This is a genomic window from Burkholderia ubonensis subsp. mesacidophila (assembly GCF_002097715.1).
In the GTDB taxonomy this organism is placed as follows: Bacteria; Pseudomonadota; Gammaproteobacteria; order Burkholderiales; family Burkholderiaceae; genus Burkholderia; species Burkholderia mesacidophila.
The window spans coordinates 2,626,072-2,647,718 of record NZ_CP020737.1 but is presented as its reverse complement, the minus strand read 5'-3'; the positions used below and the strand labels follow the sequence as shown (position 1 = coordinate 2,647,718).

At 61.5% G+C, this 21,647-nt stretch carries 18 protein-coding genes, 2 tRNA genes and 3 rRNA genes; 15 read left to right on the top strand and 8 right to left on the bottom strand.

What is annotated here, in order from left to right; all coding sequences use genetic code 11:
• Positions 1-194 precede the first annotated feature (194 nt).
• From B7P44_RS12335 to B7P44_RS12300, 8 genes are all read left to right on the top strand, one after another.
• Positions 195-1,727 (top strand): 16S ribosomal RNA (locus B7P44_RS12335).
• Positions 1,728-1,790: 63 nt separating this feature from the next.
• Positions 1,791-1,867 (top strand) — tRNA-Ile (locus B7P44_RS12330).
• Positions 1,868-1,904: 37 nt separating this feature from the next.
• Positions 1,905-1,980 (top strand) — tRNA-Ala (locus B7P44_RS12325).
• 337 nt (positions 1,981-2,317) lie between these two features.
• Positions 2,318-5,199 (top strand): 23S ribosomal RNA (locus tag B7P44_RS12320).
• A 118-nt stretch (positions 5,200-5,317) separates the two neighbouring features.
• A 5S ribosomal RNA gene (gene rrf, locus B7P44_RS12315) occupies positions 5,318-5,430 on the top strand.
• The 16S, 23S and 5S rRNA genes sit together here with 2 tRNA genes alongside, the layout of an rRNA operon.
• Positions 5,431-5,638: 208 nt before the next feature.
• Entirely contained in the window at positions 5,639-6,043 is a 405-nt protein-coding gene (gene cueR / locus B7P44_RS12310; RefSeq protein ID WP_084904427.1) for a Cu(I)-responsive transcriptional regulator, read from the top strand.
• Between the two features lie 216 nt (positions 6,044-6,259).
• Positions 6,260-6,406 (top strand): DUF3563 family protein, encoded by a 147-nt coding sequence (locus B7P44_RS12305; RefSeq protein ID WP_081538663.1) that lies wholly within the window; start codon positions 6,260-6,262, stop codon positions 6,404-6,406.
• Positions 6,407-6,518: 112 nt separating this feature from the next.
• Complete coding sequence (locus B7P44_RS12300) at positions 6,519-6,899, top strand: hypothetical protein (protein ID WP_088511482.1); 381 nt, start codon at positions 6,519-6,521, stop codon at positions 6,897-6,899.
• A 16-nt stretch (positions 6,900-6,915) separates the two neighbouring features.
• Here B7P44_RS12300 and B7P44_RS12295 read toward each other — a convergent pair whose 3' ends face one another.
• Complete coding sequence (locus B7P44_RS12295; RefSeq protein ID WP_084904424.1) at positions 6,916-7,761, bottom strand: 23S rRNA (adenine(2030)-N(6))-methyltransferase RlmJ; 846 nt, start codon at positions 7,759-7,761, stop codon at positions 6,916-6,918.
• A 139-nt stretch (positions 7,762-7,900) separates the two neighbouring features.
• Positions 7,901-8,872 (bottom strand): potassium channel beta subunit family protein, encoded by a 972-nt coding sequence (locus tag B7P44_RS12290; RefSeq protein ID WP_084904421.1) that lies wholly within the window; start codon positions 8,870-8,872, stop codon positions 7,901-7,903.
• A gap of 155 nt (positions 8,873-9,027) precedes the next feature.
• Between B7P44_RS12290 and B7P44_RS12285 the strand changes: the two genes are divergently transcribed.
• On the top strand, positions 9,028-9,816 hold the full coding sequence (locus tag B7P44_RS12285; protein ID WP_084904418.1) for a 3-hydroxybutyrate dehydrogenase: 789 nt from the start codon (positions 9,028-9,030) through the stop codon (positions 9,814-9,816).
• Between the two features lie 108 nt (positions 9,817-9,924).
• On the opposite strand, the gene B7P44_RS12280 is transcribed toward B7P44_RS12285, so the two are convergent.
• Entirely contained in the window at positions 9,925-11,124 is a 1,200-nt protein-coding gene (locus tag B7P44_RS12280; protein ID WP_084904417.1) for an amino acid aminotransferase, read from the bottom strand.
• A 245-nt stretch (positions 11,125-11,369) separates the two neighbouring features.
• Here B7P44_RS12280 and uvrB point away from each other — a divergent pair, with 245 nt between their 5' ends.
• The 5 genes from uvrB to B7P44_RS12255 all read left to right on the top strand — a co-directional run bounded on the left by uvrB (position 11,370) and on the right by B7P44_RS12255 (position 16,921).
• Positions 11,370-13,460 carry an excinuclease ABC subunit UvrB gene (gene uvrB, locus B7P44_RS12275; RefSeq protein ID WP_084904414.1) on the top strand — a complete coding sequence of 697 codons (2,091 nt, stop codon included), beginning with the start codon at positions 11,370-11,372 and terminating at the stop codon, positions 13,458-13,460.
• Positions 13,461-13,679: 219 nt separating this feature from the next.
• Entirely contained in the window at positions 13,680-14,231 is a 552-nt protein-coding gene (locus B7P44_RS12270) for an iron transporter (RefSeq protein WP_084904411.1), read from the top strand.
• Positions 14,232-14,287: 56 nt separating this feature from the next.
• Positions 14,288-14,620: a cupredoxin domain-containing protein gene (locus B7P44_RS12265; RefSeq protein ID WP_010090024.1), complete on the top strand. Its 333-nt coding sequence runs from the start codon at positions 14,288-14,290 to the stop codon at positions 14,618-14,620.
• Positions 14,621-14,675: 55 nt separating this feature from the next.
• A complete protein-coding gene (locus B7P44_RS12260; protein ID WP_084904409.1) occupies positions 14,676-15,518 on the top strand; it encodes an FTR1 family iron permease in 843 nt (280 codons plus the stop codon).
• Positions 15,515-16,921 (top strand): 4Fe-4S binding protein, encoded by a 1,407-nt coding sequence (locus B7P44_RS12255; RefSeq protein ID WP_084904406.1) that lies wholly within the window; start codon positions 15,515-15,517, stop codon positions 16,919-16,921. The genes B7P44_RS12260 and B7P44_RS12255 overlap by 4 nt, the downstream gene beginning before the upstream one ends.
• Positions 16,922-17,164: 243 nt before the next feature.
• On the opposite strand, the gene hemP is transcribed toward B7P44_RS12255, so the two are convergent.
• From hemP to B7P44_RS12240, 3 genes are all read right to left on the bottom strand, one after another.
• Positions 17,165-17,413, bottom strand: coding sequence for a hemin uptake protein HemP (gene hemP / locus B7P44_RS12250; protein WP_084904401.1), 249 nt, complete (start codon positions 17,411-17,413; stop codon positions 17,165-17,167).
• 139 nt (positions 17,414-17,552) lie between these two features.
• Positions 17,553-18,035, bottom strand: a complete 483-nt coding sequence (locus tag B7P44_RS12245; protein WP_084904398.1) for an SRPBCC family protein — start codon at positions 18,033-18,035, stop codon at positions 17,553-17,555.
• A gap of 101 nt (positions 18,036-18,136) precedes the next feature.
• Positions 18,137-19,009, bottom strand: coding sequence for a pirin family protein (locus B7P44_RS12240; RefSeq protein ID WP_084904395.1), 873 nt, complete (start codon positions 19,007-19,009; stop codon positions 18,137-18,139).
• 121 nt (positions 19,010-19,130) lie between these two features.
• Here B7P44_RS12240 and B7P44_RS12235 point away from each other — a divergent pair, with 121 nt between their 5' ends.
• Positions 19,131-20,102: a LysR family transcriptional regulator gene (locus tag B7P44_RS12235; protein ID WP_084906641.1), complete on the top strand. Its 972-nt coding sequence runs from the start codon at positions 19,131-19,133 to the stop codon at positions 20,100-20,102.
• Positions 20,103-20,457: 355 nt separating this feature from the next.
• On the opposite strand, the gene B7P44_RS12230 is transcribed toward B7P44_RS12235, so the two are convergent.
• Together B7P44_RS12230 and B7P44_RS12225 are read right to left on the bottom strand one after the other, a co-directional pair.
• Complete coding sequence (locus tag B7P44_RS12230; protein WP_084904392.1) at positions 20,458-20,886, bottom strand: ExbD/TolR family protein; 429 nt, start codon at positions 20,884-20,886, stop codon at positions 20,458-20,460.
• Positions 20,887-20,899: 13 nt separating this feature from the next.
• Positions 20,900-21,631: a MotA/TolQ/ExbB proton channel family protein gene (locus B7P44_RS12225; protein WP_084904388.1), complete on the bottom strand. Its 732-nt coding sequence runs from the start codon at positions 21,629-21,631 to the stop codon at positions 20,900-20,902.
• Positions 21,632-21,647: the final 16 nt, after the last annotated feature.

Genomic DNA, 21,647 nt, shown 5'->3' with positions numbered 1-21,647 from the left:
TCGCAGAAACGCTCTTTAAAAATTAACAGCCGATAAGTGTGGGCGCTTGATGACAGCGAGCCGATCCTTGGATCGGATTAGCAAAAGTATCAAGAGTCTCACACTAAAGTAAGTCAGGTTTATGAAGCAATTCATATTCCTGTCAGCTTTGAGTGAGCGACCGGTTCTACGGAACCGAAAACAGTAACAGGTTTGAACTGAAGAGTTTGATCCTGGCTCAGATTGAACGCTGGCGGCATGCCTTACACATGCAAGTCGAACGGCAGCACGGGTGCTTGCACCTGGTGGCGAGTGGCGAACGGGTGAGTAATACATCGGAACATGTCCTGTAGTGGGGGATAGCCCGGCGAAAGCCGGATTAATACCGCATACGATCTACGGATGAAAGCGGGGGACCTTCGGGCCTCGCGCTATAGGGTTGGCCGATGGCTGATTAGCTAGTTGGTGGGGTAAAGGCCTACCAAGGCGACGATCAGTAGCTGGTCTGAGAGGACGACCAGCCACACTGGGACTGAGACACGGCCCAGACTCCTACGGGAGGCAGCAGTGGGGAATTTTGGACAATGGGGGAAACCCTGATCCAGCAATGCCGCGTGTGTGAAGAAGGCCTTCGGGTTGTAAAGCACTTTTGTCCGGAAAGAAATCCTTGATCCTAATATGGTCGGGGGATGACGGTACCGGAAGAATAAGCACCGGCTAACTACGTGCCAGCAGCCGCGGTAATACGTAGGGTGCGAGCGTTAATCGGAATTACTGGGCGTAAAGCGTGCGCAGGCGGTTTGCTAAGACCGATGTGAAATCCCCGGGCTCAACCTGGGAACTGCATTGGTGACTGGCAGGCTAGAGTATGGCAGAGGGGGGTAGAATTCCACGTGTAGCAGTGAAATGCGTAGAGATGTGGAGGAATACCGATGGCGAAGGCAGCCCCCTGGGCCAATACTGACGCTCATGCACGAAAGCGTGGGGAGCAAACAGGATTAGATACCCTGGTAGTCCACGCCCTAAACGATGTCAACTAGTTGTTGGGGATTCATTTCCTTAGTAACGTAGCTAACGCGTGAAGTTGACCGCCTGGGGAGTACGGTCGCAAGATTAAAACTCAAAGGAATTGACGGGGACCCGCACAAGCGGTGGATGATGTGGATTAATTCGATGCAACGCGAAAAACCTTACCTACCCTTGACATGGTCGGAATCCCGAAGAGATTCGGGAGTGCTCGAAAGAGAACCGGCGCACAGGTGCTGCATGGCTGTCGTCAGCTCGTGTCGTGAGATGTTGGGTTAAGTCCCGCAACGAGCGCAACCCTTGTCCTTAGTTGCTACGCAAGAGCACTCTAAGGAGACTGCCGGTGACAAACCGGAGGAAGGTGGGGATGACGTCAAGTCCTCATGGCCCTTATGGGTAGGGCTTCACACGTCATACAATGGTCGGAACAGAGGGTCGCCAACCCGCGAGGGGGAGCTAATCCCAGAAAACCGATCGTAGTCCGGATTGCACTCTGCAACTCGAGTGCATGAAGCTGGAATCGCTAGTAATCGCGGATCAGCATGCCGCGGTGAATACGTTCCCGGGTCTTGTACACACCGCCCGTCACACCATGGGAGTGGGTTTTACCAGAAGTGGCTAGTCTAACCGCAAGGAGGACGGTCACCACGGTAGGATTCATGACTGGGGTGAAGTCGTAACAAGGTAGCCGTATCGGAAGGTGCGGCTGGATCACCTCCTTTCTAGAGCTATCTCGCACAAGTTGAGCGCTCACGCTTATCGGCTGTAAATCAAGACAGACTCAGGGGTCTGTAGCTCAGTCGGTTAGAGCACCGTCTTGATAAGGCGGGGGTCGTTGGTTCGAATCCAACCAGACCCACCATTGTCTGACGTGGAAACCTGGGGAAGTCTCTGTACATGGGGGCATAGCTCAGCTGGGAGAGCACCTGCTTTGCAAGCAGGGGGTCGTCGGTTCGATCCCGTCTGCCTCCACCAATCTTCAATGACAAACATTCGAATGATGATTGTTCGAGTCTTTGTCATTGGCGATTGAGCCAGTCAGAGTGATATGAGTAACACCATATCGGCTGTCGTTCTTTAACAATCTGGAAGAAGTAAGTAATTTGGATAGCGGAAGCGTCTTTGAGATGGACGTGGAAACTATCCGGGTTGTGATTGTATCGATGTATCTCAAGATGATTCGGGTCTACTCCCTTCGGGAGTGGGGCCAGCGTAAGCGCTAAAGCGCTAACGCTGGACCGACATCAATTGGAATACGGCACAACGCGAGAACTCAACCTGTAACAGTCGTCGCAAGACAGACTCGTTATAGGGTCAAGCGAACAAGTGCATGTGGTGGATGCCTTGGCGATCACAGGCGATGAAGGACGCGGTAGCCTGCGAAAAGCTACGGGGAGCTGGCAAACGAGCTTTGATCCGTAGATGTCCGAATGGGGAAACCCGGCCCTTTTGGGTCATCCTAGACTGAATACATAGGTCTAGTGAAGCGAACGCGGTGAACTGAAACATCTAAGTAACCGCAGGAAAAGAAATCAACCGAGATTCCCAAAGTAGTGGCGAGCGAAATGGGATGAGCCTTGTACTCTTTATTTGTATTGTTAGCCGAACGCTCTGGAAAGTGCGGCCATAGCAGGTGATAGCCCTGTAGGCGAAAACAGTATGAAAGAACTAGGTGTACGACAAGTAGGGCGGGACACGTGAAATCCTGTCTGAAGATGGGGGGACCATCCTCCAAGGCTAAATACTCGTGATCGACCGATAGTGAACCAGTACCGTGAGGGAAAGGCGAAAAGAACCCCGGGAGGGGAGTGAAATAGATCCTGAAACCGCATGCATACAAACAGTCGGAGCCTCGTAAGGGGTGACGGCGTACCTTTTGTATAATGGGTCAGCGACTTACGTTCAGTAGCAAGCTTAACCGTATAGGGCAGGCGTAGCGAAAGCGAGTCCGAATAGGGCGTTCAGTTGCTGGGCGTAGACCCGAAACCAAGTGATCTATCCATGGCCAGGATGAAGGTGCGGTAACACGTACTGGAGGTCCGAACCCACTAACGTTGAAAAGTTAGGGGATGAGCTGTGGATAGGGGTGAAAGGCTAAACAAACTTGGAAATAGCTGGTTCTCTCCGAAAACTATTTAGGTAGTGCCTCGTGTCTCACCTTCGGGGGTAGAGCACTGTCATGGTTGGGGGGTCTATTGCAGATTACCCCGCCATAGCAAACTCCGAATACCGAAGAGTGCAATCACGGGAGACAGACATCGGGTGCTAACGTCCGGTGTCAAGAGGGAAACAACCCAGACCGCCAGCTAAGGTCCCCAAATATAGCTAAGTGGGAAACGAAGTGGGAAGGCTAAAACAGTCAGGAGGTTGGCTTAGAAGCAGCCACCCTTTAAAGAAAGCGTAATAGCTCACTGATCGAGTCGTCCTGCGCGGAAGATGTAACGGGGCTAAGCTATATACCGAAGCTGCGGATGCGAGCTTTGCTCGCATGGTAGGAGAGCGTTCCGTAAGCCTGCGAAGGTGCCTTGTAAAGGGTGCTGGAGGTATCGGAAGTGCGAATGCTGACATGAGTAGCGATAAAGGGGGTGAAAGGCCCCCTCGCCGTAAGCCCAAGGTTTCCTACGCAACGTTCATCGGCGTAGGGTGAGTCGGCCCCTAAGGCGAGGCAGAAATGCGTAGCTGATGGGAAGCAGGTCAATATTCCTGCACCATTGTTAGATGCGATGGGGGGACGGATCGCGGAAGGTTGTCCGGGTGTTGGAAGTCCCGGTCGCTGCATTGGAGAAGGCGCTTAGGCAAATCCGGGCGCAGGATTCAAGGGTGTGGCGCGAGCTCCTTAGGGAGCGAAGCAATTGGAAGTGGTTCCAAGAAAAGCCTCTAAGCTTCAGTCTAACGATGACCGTACCGCAAACCGACACAGGTGGGCGAGATGAGTATTCTAAGGCGCTTGAGAGAACTCGGGAGAAGGAACTCGGCAAATTGGTACCGTAACTTCGGGATAAGGTACGCCCTTGTAGCTTGACTGGCCTGCGCCAGGAGGGTGAAGGGGTTGCAATAAACTGGTGGCTGCGACTGTTTAATAAAAACACAGCACTCTGCAAACACGAAAGTGGACGTATAGGGTGTGACGCCTGCCCGGTGCCGGAAGATTAAATGATGGGGTGCAAGCTCTTGATTGAAGTCCCGGTAAACGGCGGCCGTAACTATAACGGTCCTAAGGTAGCGAAATTCCTTGTCGGGTAAGTTCCGACCTGCACGAATGGCGTAACGATGGCCACACTGTCTCCTCCCGAGACTCAGCGAAGTTGAAGTGTTTGTGATGATGCAATCTACCCGCGGCTAGACGGAAAGACCCCATGAACCTTTACTGTAGCTTTGCATTGGACTTTGAACCGATCTGTGTAGGATAGGTGGGAGGCTATGAAACCGGAACGCTAGTTTCGGTGGAGCCGTCCTTGAAATACCACCCTGGTTTGTTTGAGGTTCTAACCTTGGCCCGTGATCCGGGTCGGGGACAGTGCATGGTAGGCAGTTTGACTGGGGCGGTCTCCTCCCAAAGCGTAACGGAGGAGTACGAAGGTACGCTAGGTACGGTCGGAAATCGTGCTGATAGTGCAATGGCATAAGCGTGCTTAACTGCGAGACCGACAAGTCGAGCAGGTGCGAAAGCAGGTCATAGTGATCCGGTGGTTCTGTATGGAAGGGCCATCGCTCAACGGATAAAAGGTACTCTGGGGATAACAGGCTGATACCGCCCAAGAGTTCATATCGACGGCGGTGTTTGGCACCTCGATGTCGGCTCATCTCATCCTGGGGCTGTAGCCGGTCCCAAGGGTATGGCTGTTCGCCATTTAAAGAGGTACGTGAGCTGGGTTTAAAACGTCGTGAGACAGTTTGGTCCCTATCTGCCGTGGGCGTTGGATATTTGAAGGGGGCTGCTCCTAGTACGAGAGGACCGGAGTGGACGAACCTCTGGTGTACCGGTTGTCACGCCAGTGGCATCGCCGGGTAGCTATGTTCGGAAGAGATAACCGCTGAAAGCATCTAAGCGGGAAACTCGCCTTAAGATGAGATATCCCTGGGGACTAGATCCCCTTGAAGGGTCGTTCGAGACCAGGACGTTGATAGGTCAGGTGTGTAAGCGCAGTAATGCGTTCAGCTAACTGATACTAATTGCCCGTAAGGCTTGATCCTATAACAAGTCTGTTTTACAGAGCGGTTGAATGACCGCGATGTGCTGATACGCACAACCCAAGATTACTGCTTCTTCCCAGATTGGTCGCGCTGCGAAGCCGCGCGACAACCCTCTTTGCCTGATGACCATAGCGAGTCGGTCCCACCCCTTCCCATCCCGAACAGGACCGTGAAACGACTCTACGCCGATGATAGTGCGGATTCCCGTGTGAAAGTAGGTAATCGTCAGGCTCCCTTAGCCAGAAACCCCCGCCCATCCGGCGGGGGTTTTTGCATTTCCAGCGCCAGAAATGTATGCAATGGTGCGAAACCCTCTGCCTCAAGCCACGCCACCCGGCTCGGAATGAATCCACATGATTTGATACGATCAAGATGCCGCCGGGAACACGAAGGGCGGCGCTTCGCAAATCGAAACGTGTACTCGACGAGAGGGTGTGGAATGAACATCGGCGATGCATCGCGCGCATCCGGGGTCAGCACAAAAATGATCCGCTATTACGAGCAGGTCGGTCTTTTCATGCCGGCGAAACGGAGCGACTCCGGTTATCGGATCTACGGCGCAGACGAAATCCATGTCCTGCGTTTCATTCGTCAGGCCAGACACCTCGGCTTCCTCGTCGAAGATATCCGCAAGTTGCTGACGCTCTGGCAAGACCGATCTCGTGCCAGCGCCGAGGTGAAGTCGATCGCGCTTGGGCACGTCGCCGAGCTCGACGAACGCATCGCGGAATTGACCGACATGCGCAATACGCTGGCCGACCTGGCCGCACACTGCAGTGGCGACGAGCGGCCGGAATGCCCGATTTTGGCGCGCCTTGCTGACCCCGTTTCCGAACCAGAATAGTGCATGGCCTCAAGGGGATGAACAGGGGGATTGTTGGGATTTCAATAAAATCAAAGGGTTGCGAGGCGCTTCCGACGCGACATTCCAATTTGGAATGGCTTCCATGCAACCATTTCACTGGCATCTTGGTGCGGCATCGCTATAATTCGGGATAACCCTATACGGGAAATCCCTGAAGTCCGATTCGCCAGGGTTCCCCCTTCCTTGGAGAACATCATGATTGCCTACATCGTTGAAAAGCTGAGCACCTGGTTCGAATCCGCAGAGCGCGAGCGCCGTGAGGCCTATCTGGCGACGTCGTCGGACATCGTCCAGCTCGAGCAGCGTATCCGCTCGCTGGAAACGAATGGCTACTCGCTGTAATCGGAGTTGCCATCAGGCGCCGGTGGCGCCGAACATAAAGCAAGCCCCGTATCGACGGGGCTTTGTTTTTTGTGCGATGTATCTGGTGAAGCCGGCCGCGTGGCGTTATGGTATGGGCCTGTTTTGCAACCTGAAGGGCTACATCATGCGCTTGCGTATCGCTGATGGGTACGATGTATCACTTGTGCGCGTTGGTCTGGCCGGCGCGTTGTTCATTCACGCACTGGCCGGTTTTGCCGCGACGGCCTCGCAGCCGTTGATTCTCGACACACAACGCGGGATCCAGGACGGAAAGGGCGGACTGATTTTGCAGACCGCGCCGCTGTCGCGTGAACCGATCGTCGAGCCAGCGAGAATGCGAGCGCCGGCCGAGCGGGCGCCGAATTCGTCGGTTCCGTTGTTCGTCGCACCGTACATCAACGTCCCGGGCTGGGGTGCGCCGCCTGCCGGTCAACCGCTCCCGGCGCCGCAACCTCAGCCGCGCCAGCCATAGCCGAGCGGCGCGGCGCTCAGTTGCCCCGGTGCTCGATTTCGCACCGGGCGCCGCCGTCTTGTCCGAGTGTTTCGACGAGGTAGGGCAGCGTTTCCCTCATGTTTTCCACGAGGGTGAAAGGCGGATTCAGGATGAACATCCCGCTGCCATACAGCCCGAGCCCGTCCGCCGGCGGATTCGACACTGTCAGCGTCAGGTGCAGCCAGTTGTCCGGTTGCAACCGTTTCAGTTGCTCGGCGAAACGCTGCGATTCCGTGCGGGCGACCTGCGGGTACCAGATCGCATAGCATCCCGTCGCGAACCGCTTCAGGCATTCCGTGACGCATGCCAGCGTCCGTGCGTAATCCTTCTTGTCCTCGTAGGACGGGTCGATCAGCACGAGCGCACGGCGCGGCGCGGGCGGCAGCAGCGCCTTGATGCCCTCGAATCCGTCGCCGGAAAAGATCATCGCGCGTCGGCCGGCGTCGCGAAAATTGTGGCGTAGCACGTCGATTTCGGTGCTGTGCATCTCGAACAGCCGCATCCGGTCCTGTTCGCGCATCAGCCGCCAGGCGAGATACGGCGAGCCAGGGTAGTAGCGCAATTCGCCGTCGTCGTTCAATGCCCGGACTTCGTCGAGGTACTCGGCCAGCACCGGCGGCAGGTTCTTGTCATTCCACAGGCGAGCGATGCCGGTGTCGAATTCCGAGGTCTTGGCCGCATAGCCTTCGCGGAGCGAATACACGCCCGCGCCCGCGTGCGTATCGACATACCAGTACGACTTGTCTTTCTTGTTCAGATAGCGCAGCAGCTGGACGACGACGGCGTGCTTGAGCACGTCTGCGTGATTGCCTGCGTGAAAACCGTGACGATAACTGAGCATGGCGGGCTGCCTGGAACGGAAGTGAATCAATGAAAACCTGTCGATCGAACGCGGCCGGCTAGGTGCGACCGGCTAGGTGCGGCCGGCGAGGCGGGCGTCGATGCGGCCGCGTATTGTACGCGAGTGTCCGACGATCGCCTTAGTCGTACGCGGTGCCGACCAGATCCTCGATGCGCTCGAGGACGTCCGGCGTCAGCTTCGCAACGACGTCGAGCGCACGCATGTTGTCGGCGATCTGCTCGATCCGCGACGCGCCGGTGATGACCGAACTCACGCGCGGATTGGCCAGCACCCACGCGATTGCCAACTGGCCGACGCTGCAGCCGAGTTCCGCGGCGACCCTGCCGAGCCTTTCGACGATATCGTTTCGGACCGGGTCGGTCAGCCTCTCGCGCAGCCAGTCGTAGCCCTGCACTTGCGCGCGGCTGCCGGGCGGCACCCCGTGCCGATACTTGCCGGTCAGGAGGCCCGACGCCAGCGGGCTCCAGGTCGTGAGGCCGAGGCCGTAATCATCGTAGAGGCGTGCATATTCCTGCTCGACCCGCGTGCGATGGAACAGGTTGTATTGCGGCTGCTCGACGACCGGCTTGCGCAGGTGATGCCGTTCGGCGATCTCGCACGCCGCGCGGATCTCGTCCGCGCTCCATTCGGACGTCCCCCAGTACAGCGCCTTGCCGCGCGCGATCATGTCGCTCATCGCCCAGACGGTTTCCTCGATCGGCGTCTGCGGGTCCGGCCGGTGACAGTAGACGAGGTCGACGTAGTCGAGCTGCAGCCGTTGCAGCGACCCGTCGATCGCGTTCAGCAGATATTTCCGATTCAGCGTGTGGTATTGGTTCGGCGCCTCGGCGAGCCCCCAGAAGAACTTCGTCGATATGACATAGCTGACGCGCGGCCAGCCGAGCGACTTGAGCGCGTGTCCCATGATTTCCTCGGACGCGCCGCCCGCATAGACCTCGGCGTTGTCGAAGAAATTGACGCCGGCATCGCGTGCTGCCGCGAGGCACTCGCGCGCCGCGCGCTGGTCCACCTGGTTGCCGTACGTGACCCATGAGCCGAGCGAGAGCTCGCTGACCTGCAGCCCGGCGCGGCCGAGTCGTCGATAGTTCATGCGTGCCTCCTGCGTGACAGGACCGACCTTAAGCTTAGACGCTTTGGGCGCGAATGGCGGAAGCGGATCATGCACAATAGCGGCTTGCCCGCCGGCGCTCGCGCACCCGCGCGGCGGACCGGCGCTTTATTGACCCAGGATCGAAGGAGACGTGCATGGCAGCGGATTTGAGCGGCAAGGTGGCGGTGGTGACGGGCGCCGCGAGCGGCATCGGCAAGGAAATCGCGCTGGAACTGGCAAAGGCGGGCGCGGCGGTGGCGATCGCCGACCTGAACCAGGACGGCGCGAACGCCGTCGCCGAGGCAATCAAGCAGGCGGGCGGCAAGGCGATCGGCGTCGCGATGGACGTGACGAACGAGGACGCCGTCAACAGCGGCATCGACAAGGTGGCCGAAACGTTCGGCTCGGTCGATATCCTCGTGTCGAACGCGGGCATCCAGATCGTCAACCCGATCGAGAACTACGCGTTCGCCGACTGGAAGAAGATGCAGGCGATCCACGTCGACGGCGCGTTCCTGACCACCAAGGCGGCGCTCAAGCACATGTACAAGGACGACCGCGGCGGCGTCGTGATCTACATGGGCTCGGTGCACTCGCACGAGGCATCGCCGCTGAAGTCGGCCTACGTGACCGCGAAGCACGGGCTGCTGGGTCTCGCACGCGTGCTGGCGAAGGAAGGCGCGAAGCACAACGTGCGCTCGCACGTCGTGTGCCCGGGCTTCGTGCGCACGCCGCTCGTCGACAAGCAGATTCCGGAGCAGGCGAAGGAGCTCGGGATCAGCGAGGACGAAGTGGTGAAGAAGGTGATGCTCGGCAACACGGTCGACGGCGTGTTCACGACGGTGCAGGACGTCGCGCAGACGGTGCTGTTCCTGTCGGCGTTCCCGAGCGCCGCGCTGACCGGCCAGTCCGTCGTCGTCAGCCACGGCTGGTTCATGCAGTAAGCCGCGCGGATCGCCGCCGGTATGCCGCAAAAGAAAACGCGCTCCGTGGAGCGCGTTTTTCATGTCGGCGGGACGGCACCGGACGATGCCGTCTTGCGTGCCGGCGAATTACTTCAGGACGGCCGCGACCGCGTTGGCGACGACGTCGAGGTTGCGCGTGTTCAGCGCGGCGACGCAGATCCGACCCGTGCCGACCGCGTAGATGCCGAACTCGTCACGCAGGCGGTCGACTTGCGCCGACGTCAGGCCCGAGTACGAGAACATGCCGCGCTGCGCATTGATGAAGCTGAAGTCGCGGTCGACGCCGCTCGCCTTCAGGCGCTCGACGAGACCATTGCGCATCGCGCGGATGCGGTCGCGCATTTCGCCGAGTTCCTGCACCCACGATGCGTGCAGTTCCGGCGACGCGAGCACCGCGGCAACCACCGCGCCACCGTGCGTCGGCGGGTTCGAGTAGTTCGTGCGGATCACGCGCTTGAGCTGCGACAGCACGCGCGTGCCTTCGTCCTTGCTCGACGTGATGATCGACAGCGCGCCGACGCGCTCGCCATACAGCGAGAACGACTTCGAGAACGACGACGACACGAATGCGTTCAGGTCGGCTGCGGCGAACAGTCGCACGGCTGCCGCATCGGCGTCGATGCTGTCGCCGAAGCCTTGATACGCGATGTCGAGGAACGGCACGAGGTTGCGCGCCTTGACGACATCGACGACCTGCTGCCATTGCGCGTCGGTCAGGTCCACGCCGGTCGGGTTGTGGCAGCACGCGTGCAGCACGACGATCGTGCCCGGCTCGTAGCCGTTCAGCGCCGACAGCATGCCTTCGAAGTTCACGCCGTTGGTCTGCGCGTCGTAGTACGGGTAGGCGACGACTTCGAAGCCGGCCGCTTCGAACAGCGCGCGGTGGTTTTCCCAGCTCGGATCGCTGATCGCGACCTTCGCGTTCGGGTTCAGCGTGCGCAGGAAATCGGCGCCGATCTTCAGCGCGCCCGTGCCGCCCAGTGCCTGAGCCGTAATCACGCGGCCCGCGGCGATCAGCGGCGAGTCGTTGCCGAGCAGCAGCTTCTGTACGGCGGCATCGTAGGCGGCGATGCCGTCGATCGGCAGGTAGCCGCGCGGCAGGCCGGCGTCGACGCGTGCCTTCTCTGCTTCACGGACCGCGCGCAGCAGCGGAATCTTGCCTTCCTCGTTCGTGTACACGCCGACGCCGAGGTTGACCTTGGTCGTACGGGTATCGGCGTTGAAGGCTTCGTTCAGGCCCAGGATCGGGTCGCGGGGAGCAAGCTGGACAGCGGAGAAGAGCGACATGATGGTTCGGCAGTAGTGAAAAGAGGGTCAGGCTTTCATCGGGCGGGGGCGCGGCAGGCCGCGCGCGGACGGGCACGACGCCGAAAGCGCAGCAGTTCGTCATTGTAGCGAATTCGCGGCTTTTTTTCGCATCGTGACGCGTCGAATGGCGCCTGGTGGCCGTCCGTGCGCGTCAGGAGCCGGCAGCAGTCCGTCCGTCCGCGAAGCGCTAGAATGCTCTTTTGTCTTCGTTCCGGCCGCATTCCATGTCCGAACATCATGCCGACGTCGGCGACGCGCTCGACGAATCGAAATTCGTGACCTTCGAAGGGTCGCCATTCCAGCTGTATCAACCGTATCCGCCTGCCGGCGACCAGCCGACCGCGATCGCGACGCTCGTCGAAGGCATCGAGGACGGTCTCTCGTTCCAGACGCTGCTCGGCGTGACCGGTTCGGGCAAGACCTACACGATGGCGAACACGATCGCGCGACTCGGCCGCCCGGCGATCGTGTTCGCGCCGAACAAGACGCTCGCCGCCCAGCTCTACGCGGAGTTCCGCGAGTTCTTCCCGCGCAATGCGGTCGAGTACTTTGTGTCGTACTACGACTACTACCAGCCGGAAGCGTACGTGCCGCAGCGCGACCTGTTCATCGAGAAGGACTCGTCGATCAACGAGCACATCGAGCAGATGCGGCTGTCAGCGACGAAGAGCCTGATGGAGCGTCGCGACGTGGTGATCGTCGCGACGGTGTCGGCGATCTACGGTATCGGCAACCCGTCCGAATACCACCAGATGATCCTGACGCTGCGCACGGGCGACAAGCTCGGCCAGCGCGAAGTGATCGCCCGGCTGATCGCGATGCAGTACACGCGCAACGAGCAGGATTTCCAGCGCGGCACGTTCCGCGTGCGCGGCGACACGATCGACATCTTCCCGGCCGAACACGCTGAGATGGCCGTGCGCGTCGAGCTGTTCGACGACGAGGTCGAGACACTGCAGCTGTTCGACCCGCTGACCGGCCGCGTGCGGCAGAAGATTCCGCGCTTCACCGTGTATCCGTCGTCGCACTACGTGACGCCGCGCGACACCGTGATGCGCGCGGTCGAGACGATCAAGGACGAGCTGCGCGAACGCCTCGAGTTTTTCCACAGCGACAACAAGCTCGTCGAGGCGCAGCGCCTCGAGCAGCGCACCCGGTTCGATCTCGAGATGCTGCAGGAGCTCGGTTTCTGCAAGGGCATCGAGAACTACTCGCGGCACTTTTCCGGCGCCGCGCCGGGCGAGCCGCCGCCGACGCTCGTCGATTACCTGCCGCCCGACGCGCTGATGCTGCTCGACGAGTCGCACGTGCTGATCGGCCAGCTGAACGGCATGTACAACGGCGACCGCGCGCGCAAGGAGAACCTTGTCAACTACGGGTTCCGGCTGCCGTCGGCGCTCGACAACCGGCCGCTCAAGTTCCCCGAATTCGAGCGCAAGATGCGCCAGGTGGTCTTCGTGTCGGCGACGCCGGCCGACTACGAGAAGCGCGTGACCGGGCAGATCGCGGAGCAGGTCGTGCGGCCGACCGGCCTCGTCGATCCGGAAATCGAAGTGCGGCCGGCGAGCTCGCAGGTTGACGACGTGCTGACCGAGATCAACGCGCGCGTGAAGGCCGGGGAGCGCGTGCTGATCACCGTGCTGACTAAGCGGATGGCCGAGCAGCTCACCGAATTCCTCGCCGATCACGGCGTGAAGGTGCGCTACCTGCACAGCGACATCGACACGGTCGAGCGCGTCGAGATCATCCGCGACCTGCGGCTCGGCACGTTCGATGTGCTGGTCGGGATCAACCTGCTGCGGGAAGGGCTCGACATTCCGGAAGTGTCGCTCGTCGCGATCCTCGACGCGGACAAGGAAGGCTTCCTGCGGGCCGAGCGCTCGCTGATCCAGACGATCGGCCGCGCGGCGCGCAACGTGAACGGCAAGGCGATCCTCTACGCGGACAACATGACCGATTCGATGAAGCGCGCGATCGGCGAAACCGAGCGGCGCCGCGCGAAGCAGATCGCGTACAACGAGCAGATGGGCATCACGCCGCGCGGCGTCGTGAAGCGCATCAAGGACATCATCGACGGCGTCTACAACGCCGACGAGGCGCGCGCGGAACTGAAGGAAGCGCAGCAGCGTGCGAAGTTCGAGGACATGTCCGAGAAGCAGATCGCGAAGGAAATCAAGCGCCTCGAGAAGCAGATGGCCGATTACGCGAAGAACCTCGAGTTCGAAAAGGCGGCTGCCACGCGCGACCAGCTTGCGCTGCTGCGCGAGCGCGTGTTCGGTGCGAACGTCGGCGACCACGTGAGCGGCGTCCGGTAAATCTCTCCGACTGTTACCGACGAAGGCCGGTAACCTGCCTGTAAGCCTTGTCACAGCAGGGTTTTACGCGGTTGCCGGTTTGTCCATGTGCGAGTTCGGTGCTAAACTGCGCCATTATTGAGAATTGTTCGCATTAACGTTCTTCGTCGCGTTAGTGTTTATTGGCGAGCCGACCAGCCGGGCGGCCGCGCTTGTGTCAGATAAAAACAAGGAGTGTCCATGTTGGGTTCTTCGTTCATCCGCACTTCGGTTGCGGTAGCGGCGGCGCTGGCCGCCATGTCGGCATCCGCCGCCGAATATCCGATCGGCAAGCAGCAGATCCAGGGCGGGATGGAAATCGGCGCGGTTTACCTGCAGCCGATCACGATGGATCCGGAAGGGATGATGCGCAAGGCATCGGATTCGGACATCCACCTCGAGGCCGACATCCACGCGGTCAAGAACAACCCGACCGGCTTCGCCGAAGGCGACTGGATGCCGTACCTGCAGGTCACCTACAAGCTGACGAAGCAGGGCGATGCGAAGTGGAAGTCGGAAGGCGACCTGATGGGCATGGTCGCGAGCGACGGCCCGCACTACGGCGACAACGTGAAGCTGAACGGCCCGGGCAAGTATCACCTGACGATGATCGTCAAGCCGCCGATGCAGTCGGGTCACATGGCCTTCGGCCGCCACGTCGACAAGGAAACCGGCGTGGGCCAGTGGTTCAAGCCCATCACGCTCGAATACGACTTCCCGTTCGCCGGCATCGGCAAGAAGGGCGGTTACTGATCGGTGGCATAACGTACGGCGCGCCTCGGGCGCGCCGTCGTCGTAGAGAAACCAGAATGAAATTTCCCCAGAAATTCGTCGCCGCGGCTGCCGCGCTGTTGCTCGCCGGCGCCGCGCAGGCCGCCGATCTGCCGACGTTCAAGCTCGAGATGGCGGACGGCAAGCTGAATCCGGCGCGCATCGAGGTGCCGGCCGGCCAGCGCTTCAAGATCGAGATCCGGAACACCGGCAAGGGCGCCGCCGAATTCGAAAGCGTGCAATTGCGCAAGGAGAAGGTGCTCGCACCGGGCGCCGACTCGTTCGTGGTCGTCGCACCGCTTTCGCCGGGCGAATACAAGTTTTTCGACGATTTCCACCAGCAGGCGCAGGGCGTGATCGTCGCGAAGTAATGCAGTTTTGTCTGCATGCGGGCGTTTGAGTGTCCTGCATGTCAGGGAGGTATCGATGGGTCAGATCTTGTTCATCGTCTGGCGGGAGAGCGTCGAGGCGCTGCTCGTCGTCGGCATTCTCTATGCGTGGCTGAAGAACGGCGACGACGACGCGCGTCGCGGTATTCCGTATCTGTGGGCGGGCGTCGCGACCGGGCTGCTGATGGCAATCGGGCTCGGCGCCGCGCTCGTCGGGTTCACCGAGGTGCTGTCCGGTGACGCGCAGGACTATTTCCAGACGGCGATGGTGCTCATCGCGTGCGTGCTGATCGTGCAGATGGTGCTGTGGATGCGCCAGCACGGCCGCACGCTGAAGCGCGACATGGAGCAGTCGCTGCAGCAGAGCACGCGCGATTCGAACTGGTGGGGCGTCGCGGTGCTGGTCGCGCTCGCGATCGCGCGCGAGGGCAGCGAGACGGTGATCTTCCTGTACGGCCTCGGGTTCGGCCAGTCGGGCCATGTCGACGGCAGCCAGATGCTCGCCGTCGTGCTCGGTCTCGGTCTCGCGTTCCTGACGTTCTATCTGCTGCAGCTCGGCGGCAAGTACTTCTCGTGGCGGCATTTCTTCCGCGTCACCGAAGTGATGTTGCTGCTCCTCGGCGCGGGCCTGTTCCAGACCGGCGTCGACAAGCTGATCGACAAGGAAATCCTGCCGCTCGGCATGTCGCAGGTGTGGGATACGTCGGCCATCCTCGACGATTCCGGCACGTTCGGTTCGCTGATCGCGACGCTGACCGGCTATCGTGCGCATCCGGCGCTGATGAACCTGATCGCGTACGCGGTGTACTGGGCGGTCGTCTGGCTGCTGCTCAAGCGCGCGAGCCGGCGTCCGGCCGCCGCCGCGGGGCGCGCTGCATGAGTACCGTCGCCGGCGCAAAGCCGGGCTGGCTCGCCCGGGCCGGCCAGTGGATGCAGCGCCACGGCGCGCTGGTCCGCGGCGTCCAGTGGGTCGTCGTGGCCGTCTATGCGTTTCTCATCATCGTGCCGGCGATCATGCCGCTGCCTGACGATTCCGCGCATCTGTGGAGCAACCTCACGCTCGCCGCGGAATTCGTGTTCTGGGGCATCTGGTGGCCGTTCGTGCTGCTGTCGATGGTGATGCTCGGCCGCGTCTGGTGCGGCGTGCTGTGCCCGGAAGGCGCGCTCACCGAATTCGCGAGCAAGTTCGGCCGCGGCGGCGCGATTCCGCGCTGGATGAGGTGGGGCGGCTGGCCGTTCGTCGCGTTCGGGCTCACGACGATCTACGGGCAGATGGTCAGCGTGTACCAGTATCCGCTGGCGGTGCTGTTCGTGCTCGGCGGCTCGACCGTCGGCGCGATCGTGATCGGCGTGCTGTACGGCCGCGAGAAGCGCGTGTGGTGCAAGTACCTGTGCCCGGTCAACGGCGTGTTCGGGCTGCTCGCGCGGCTTGCGCCGATGCGCTACAAGGTCGACGAGGACGCATGGCGCCGTTCGTACAAGAACGGCGAGCACGGGCACCGCGTGATTCCGATCAATTGCGCGCCGCTCGTGCCGTTGCGCAACATGAAGGGCGCGGCGGCGTGCCATATGTGCGGCCGCTGCAGCGGGCACCGCGATGCGATTTCGCTGTCGTGGCGCTCGCCGTCCGAGGAGGTCGTGAAGCTCGGCGCGCAGCAGGCGAATCCGTGGGACACCGCGCTGATCCTGTACGGCCTGCTCGGCGTCGCGATCGGCGCGTTCCACTGGACCGTCAGCCCGTGGTTCGTGCAGATCAAGCAATGGCTCGCGGGCTGGCTGATCGATCACGACATCACGTGGCCGCTCGAAACCAATGCGCCGTGGTTCCTGCTCACGCATTATCCGGATCGCAACGACGTGTTCTCGTGGCTCGACGGTGGGCTCATCGTCAGCTACATCGTCGGCACGGGGCTCGTGTACGGCACTGCGCTGCTCGTGCTGCTGGCCGGCGCGGCGCTGATGCTCGGTCGCTTCGATCGCGTGCGGGTCCACCATCTCGCGCAGTCGCTGATTCCGATCGCGGGCGCGGGCGTGTTCCTCGGCCTGTCGGCGACGACGCTGTCGCTGCTGCGTGCGGAACACGTGCCGCTCGGCTGGGCGTCGGACGTGCGCATCGCAATCCTGGTCGCAGCAAACGCATGGAGCGCCTGGCTGGCGTGGCAGGTGACGGGGCGTTATGCGGGCTGGCCGCGCCGCGTGGCGGCCTTCGCATGGTTTGCCGTTGCGCTCGCCGTCATCGACAGCGCGTGGTGGCTGATGTTCTGGGGCTTCGCGCACTTCTGACCGAAGCGGGCGAGTGCGGAGACCGCCGCGCCGCACGCCGCGCATGAAATGAAAAAGCGACACGTCCTTCGACGTGTCGCTTTTGTTTTTGCTGCGAGAACCAAAAAAAGTGGCTTGGCTTGCTGTAACGGCTGCTTGAGTGTGTTTGCACGAAGGGGTCTAGATCTCGCGTGCAAGCCGTAACGCTGGCTAATGCCCAACACCTCTCAGGGAGGTGGTCCCCACAATACTCTGTACTGCGTACTACTTCGTCAGGATCAACTTGCCGAGCCGCGTGGCGCGCAACTGATAGGTTTCCCCGTTGTGCGCGATGCTGACGTGGCTGCGGCCCTGCAGCAACGCGTCGCTGCTGACGATTCGCGTGCCGGTGTCGCGGCTTGCGCCGACGGGCTTCGCCGGCGTCGTGACCGCTGCCGTCTTCTGACGGCTGCCGCCTGGGGCGCCGGTGGTACGACGCAAGGTCAGCGTGGTCGGGCGAGTGGTGTCGGTCATTCGGTTGATCGGTCAATGTCGATGCGATGGAATGAATTCTAAATGATAACCATTCCCATTTACCAAAACTCTTTATTGATCGAAACCTTGAATCTGATAGGACGAATCAAAGAGGCGGCCGCGTGCGGCCGCCGTCGTGTCAGTGCAGGGGAGCGGGATCCTTGCGTCCCTGTGCGTATTCGCGGATCAGCCGCACGGTGTCGATATCCGACGTGCGATACGCTTCCTTGACGATCTCGTGGGTCTGCCGCGCGTCTTCGGTGTCGTTGCTGACAGCCAGCGTCGTGCGGTACTCGAAACGCAGGAAGAGCTGCTGGTCTTCGCGTTCCTCGATCGTCATCGTCAGCGAGCCGCCGATCTCGCCGTCTGCCGCGTGGATGTCGTAGCGGACCTGCTGGTTCGGCGTGAGCGTCACGCGGTCGCGCACGGTCGCGTTGCCGAAGTGCAGTTCGCGTTCGAGCGTCGTGTCGGTCCGTTCGTGGACGACGCAGCTGTCGAGACCGATCACGAACAGTTGCGGCTGCTCGGCGCGCAGCACGAGCCCTTCCCACAGCTGGTCGCGGGTCAGGTTGGGCACGGCCGGATCGTCGGCGTTGATCTGGATCAGGTGTTCGAAGTTCAAGGGGACGGGTTCCTGGTGGTGGCGGGCGCCACGTGGTTCAAGAACTTATTGTGACGCAAATCCGGCGCGTTCGCGGCACCGGCGTCCCCCTATCGACACGGTCAGGGCGCGATGCAGCCCATGCGACCGCTCTGGTAGTCGACCACCGCCTGTCGGATTTCATCCTCCGTGTTCATCACGAAGGGGCCGTAGCGCACGATCGGCTCGTTGAGCGGCACGCCGCCGATCAGCAGCAGGTCGAGCGGCTCGGCGCCGGCGGAGAACGTGACCGCGTCGCCGTCGTCGCGATAGATGACCATGTGGCGGGCGTCGATCGTCTGCCGTTCCGGTCCGTAAAGGCCCGCGCCCGCGATCGGGTACGCGAATACGCGATAGCCGGCCGGCACCGGCTGCGTGACCGTCGCGCCCGGTTCGAGCGTGAAATGCTGGTATAGGATCGGCGTGCGCGTCTCGACGACCGCCTTGGCGCCGAACGCTTCGCCTGCGATCACCCGGACGCGTGCACGGCCGTCCGGCGACGTCGCGGCGGGGATGCGATCGGCGGTGATCTCCTGGTAGCGCGGCGCGATCAGCTTGTCGCGCTGCGGCAGGTTGACCCACAGCTGGAAGCCGTGCGAGCGACCGCCGGTGCGGGCGAACGCCGGGTCCGGCATCTCGCTGTGCACGACGCCGGCGCCGGCCGTCATCCACTGCACGTCGCCCGGGCCGAGCGCACCCGCGTGACCGGCGGAATCGCGGTGCCGGAAGCGTCCGTCGAACACGTAGGTCACGGTCTCGAAGCCGCGATGCGGGTGGTCGGGCGCGCCTTTGGCCTCGTCCGGGCCGTAGTCGACCGGGCCCATCTCGTCGAGCAGCAGGAACGGATCGAAATCCATCAGCAGCCGGGTCGGAAACGGACGGTGGACCACGAAGCCGCCGCCTTCGGTCGTGCGAAGGGCGGGGTAGGTGCGGTCAAGCGAGCGATCGGTCGTCATGCGGCAGCCCTCGGAAAGATGGAATAGCGCTATTTTTGAAACGTAGCGCTATTATATTGGCCGGTTTGCCTATTAATTCAGCTCAGTTCGCAATGGATTGTTCTGGAATTGGAACGATGACATGAATATCGACGCACATAACCTGAACGACCTGATGTACTTTTCGCAGGTCGTCGAGCACGGCGGCTTCTCGGCGGCCGAACGTGTGCTGGGAATCTCGAAGTCGCGCCTGTCGCGGCGCCTGACCGAGCTCGAGGCGTCGCTGGGCGTGCGCCTGCTGCAGCGCTCGACCCGCAAGCTGGCGCTGACCGAGGCGGGCGAACTGTTCTATCAGCACTGTCAGGCGATGCTCGCCGAAGCGCAGGCCGCGATGAACGCGGTGCAGCAGTTGCGCGCGTCGCCGCGCGGCTCGGTGCGGGTCAGCGTGCCGGTCACGCTGTCGCAGACGATGTTGTCGCGGATCCTGCCCGAATTCCTGCATCGCTACCCGGAAGTGAAGGTGCATGTTCGCGTGACGAATCGCGTGATCGACCTGTTCGAGGATTCGATCGACGTCGCACTGCGGGTGCGCTCCGAACCGCCGGAAAACGCGAACATCATCGTGCGGCCGCTGTGGCGGACCGAACAGATGCTGGTCGGCGCGCCGAGCCTCCTGAGCCAGAACGCGCCGCCGCTCGTGCCGGATGATCTCGCCGGTTTCGAGACGCTCGATACGCCAAGCGTCGACGGGCGGCACGTGTTCAACCTGATCGCGCCGGACGGGTCGAAGCACGTGCACGAACACGAGCCGCGCCTCGTGACGGCCGACCTGATGACGATCCGCGAGGCCGTGCTCGACGGCGTCGGGATCGCGGCGCTGCCGGAGATGATGTACGGCAATGCGCTGCGCGCCGGGCAACTGTCGCCGGTGATGCCGGGCTGGACGCTGCCGGTGCCGCAGCTCTATGCGGTGTTCGTTTCGCGGCAGGGGATGCCGCCCGCGGTGCGTTCGTTCGTCGACTACCTGGTCGAGAAGCTCGATCACGGCAAATACCAGCAGCCGGGCTGCCCGGAGCGTGCGAAACAGATGGCCGAGGATGCGTCGGCCGCGTGACACGGACCTTCAAGCACTGCAAATTTGTTTTGTCATTGAAGCGTCGTTTGCAATCGCAAGTTTCAATCGGCGAAGCCTTGAATGCGCGGGCCGGCGGGCCTATATTGGAATCCCATTTCGCGAAGGATGTTCTGAGCGGAAGACGGTGGCCGCATATGTTGCGAGCCAGATAGGGCAGAAAGCGCAGTCCGTGCAGACCACGGTAGCCGCATTTGCGTTGCTCGAGGCGCAACCGATACCGCCGAAGAGCCCGCCGCCCGAAGGCGCCCGCGTGCGCATGAAAAAAGGCCTTCATCTGGCGATGAAGGCCTTTTACTTTGTGTGCGGCGGCCGGCGAGGGCCACAACGCATACCTTTACTTTGACCTTGCCTTCGGCTCCGTCACGAAGCCGAGCTTCGTCAGGCCGCCGGCCTGCGCATCGGACATCACCTCGGCAACCCGCTCGTAGGCGACCTTGCGGTCCGCGCGCAGGTGCAACTCGGGTTGTGGCTTGCGTTGCGCGGCCTCTGCGATATGTGCCTGCAGCTGCTCGCGCGTCACCGTCTGATCGTTCCACAGGATCGTGCCGTTGCCCTGGATCGCGACGTCGACGGTCTGCGGCTTGTCTTCGACCGGCTGGCTGCTTGCATGCGGCAGGTCGATCTTCACCGCGTGCTGCATCGCCGGAATCGTCACCAGAAAAATGATCAGGAGTACGAGCATGACGTCGACAAGCGGCGTCATGTTGATCTCGCTCATCACGCTGTCGTCGTCATCGTCGCTGAAACCGGTGTTCATTGCCATCGTTCACCCCGCTTCAGCTGGCGCGGGCCGCGAGACGCAGGCCGTCGCGCGTGGACGACGACGCGAGGCGCGCGCCCGTCACGAAGTACGCATGCAGGCCGTGCGCGAAGCGGCGCAGCTTGCTGACGACGCCCTTGTTCGCGCGGGTGAGCGCGTTGTAGCCGAGCACCGCGGGAATCGCGACGAACAGGCCGAAGGCCGTCATGATCAGCGATTCACCGACCGGGCCCGCCACCTGGTCGATCGACGTCTGGCCGGTTGCGCCGATCACGAGCAGCGCGTGGTAGATCCCCCAGACCGTGCCGAACAGCCCGACGAACGGTGCGGTGCTGCCGATCGACGCGAGGATCGCGAGGCCGCCTTGCATGCGCGCGATGCCTTCGTCCATCGTGTCCTTCAGACAGCGCGTGATCCAGTCGGACACGTCCATCCGGTCATGCAGGTGCGGCTGCGTCTGGTGATGGTGATCGGCCGCTTCCTTGCCGGCGAGCGCGAGCGCGAGGAACGGGTTGTCGCTCGGCGTCGATGCGGCCTGGCCGAGCTTCTTGATGCCGTCGTCGAAGTCGTCCGAATGCCAGAACGCCTGCTCGGCGTTCTTCGTGAGGCGGTTCAGGCGAATCACGTTCCAGCCCTTGATGACGATCACCATCCACGACAGGACCGACATCACGAGCAACGCGATTGCGATGGCGCGTGTGACGAAATCACCTTGCGCCCAGACGTGCGCGATACCGTAGCTTTGCATTTTTATTCCTTTTGAA

Coding starts and splice junctions, on each gene's coding strand:
- cueR (WP_084904427.1), top strand. CDS start 5,639: ATGAACATCGGCGATGCATCGCGCGCATCCGGGGTCAGCACAAAAATG.
- B7P44_RS12305 (WP_081538663.1), top strand. CDS start 6,260: ATGATTGCCTACATCGTTGAAAAGCTGAGCACCTGGTTCGAATCCGCA.
- B7P44_RS12300 (WP_088511482.1), top strand. CDS start 6,519: ATGGGCCTGTTTTGCAACCTGAAGGGCTACATCATGCGCTTGCGTATC.
- B7P44_RS12295 (WP_084904424.1), bottom strand. CDS start 7,761: ATGCTCAGTTATCGTCACGGTTTTCACGCAGGCAATCACGCAGACGTG.
- B7P44_RS12290 (WP_084904421.1), bottom strand. CDS start 8,872: ATGAACTATCGACGACTCGGCCGCGCCGGGCTGCAGGTCAGCGAGCTC.
- B7P44_RS12285 (WP_084904418.1), top strand. CDS start 9,028: ATGGCAGCGGATTTGAGCGGCAAGGTGGCGGTGGTGACGGGCGCCGCG.
- B7P44_RS12280 (WP_084904417.1), bottom strand. CDS start 11,124: ATGTCGCTCTTCTCCGCTGTCCAGCTTGCTCCCCGCGACCCGATCCTG.
- uvrB (WP_084904414.1), top strand. CDS start 11,370: ATGTCCGAACATCATGCCGACGTCGGCGACGCGCTCGACGAATCGAAA.
- B7P44_RS12270 (WP_084904411.1), top strand. CDS start 13,680: ATGTTGGGTTCTTCGTTCATCCGCACTTCGGTTGCGGTAGCGGCGGCG.
- B7P44_RS12265 (WP_010090024.1), top strand. CDS start 14,288: ATGAAATTTCCCCAGAAATTCGTCGCCGCGGCTGCCGCGCTGTTGCTC.
- B7P44_RS12260 (WP_084904409.1), top strand. CDS start 14,676: ATGGGTCAGATCTTGTTCATCGTCTGGCGGGAGAGCGTCGAGGCGCTG.
- B7P44_RS12255 (WP_084904406.1), top strand. CDS start 15,515: ATGAGTACCGTCGCCGGCGCAAAGCCGGGCTGGCTCGCCCGGGCCGGC.
- hemP (WP_084904401.1), bottom strand. CDS start 17,413: ATGACCGACACCACTCGCCCGACCACGCTGACCTTGCGTCGTACCACC.
- B7P44_RS12240 (WP_084904395.1), bottom strand. CDS start 19,009: ATGACGACCGATCGCTCGCTTGACCGCACCTACCCCGCCCTTCGCACG.
- B7P44_RS12235 (WP_084906641.1), top strand. CDS start 19,131: ATGAATATCGACGCACATAACCTGAACGACCTGATGTACTTTTCGCAG.
- B7P44_RS12230 (WP_084904392.1), bottom strand. CDS start 20,886: ATGGCAATGAACACCGGTTTCAGCGACGATGACGACGACAGCGTGATG.
- B7P44_RS12225 (WP_084904388.1), bottom strand. CDS start 21,631: ATGCAAAGCTACGGTATCGCGCACGTCTGGGCGCAAGGTGATTTCGTC.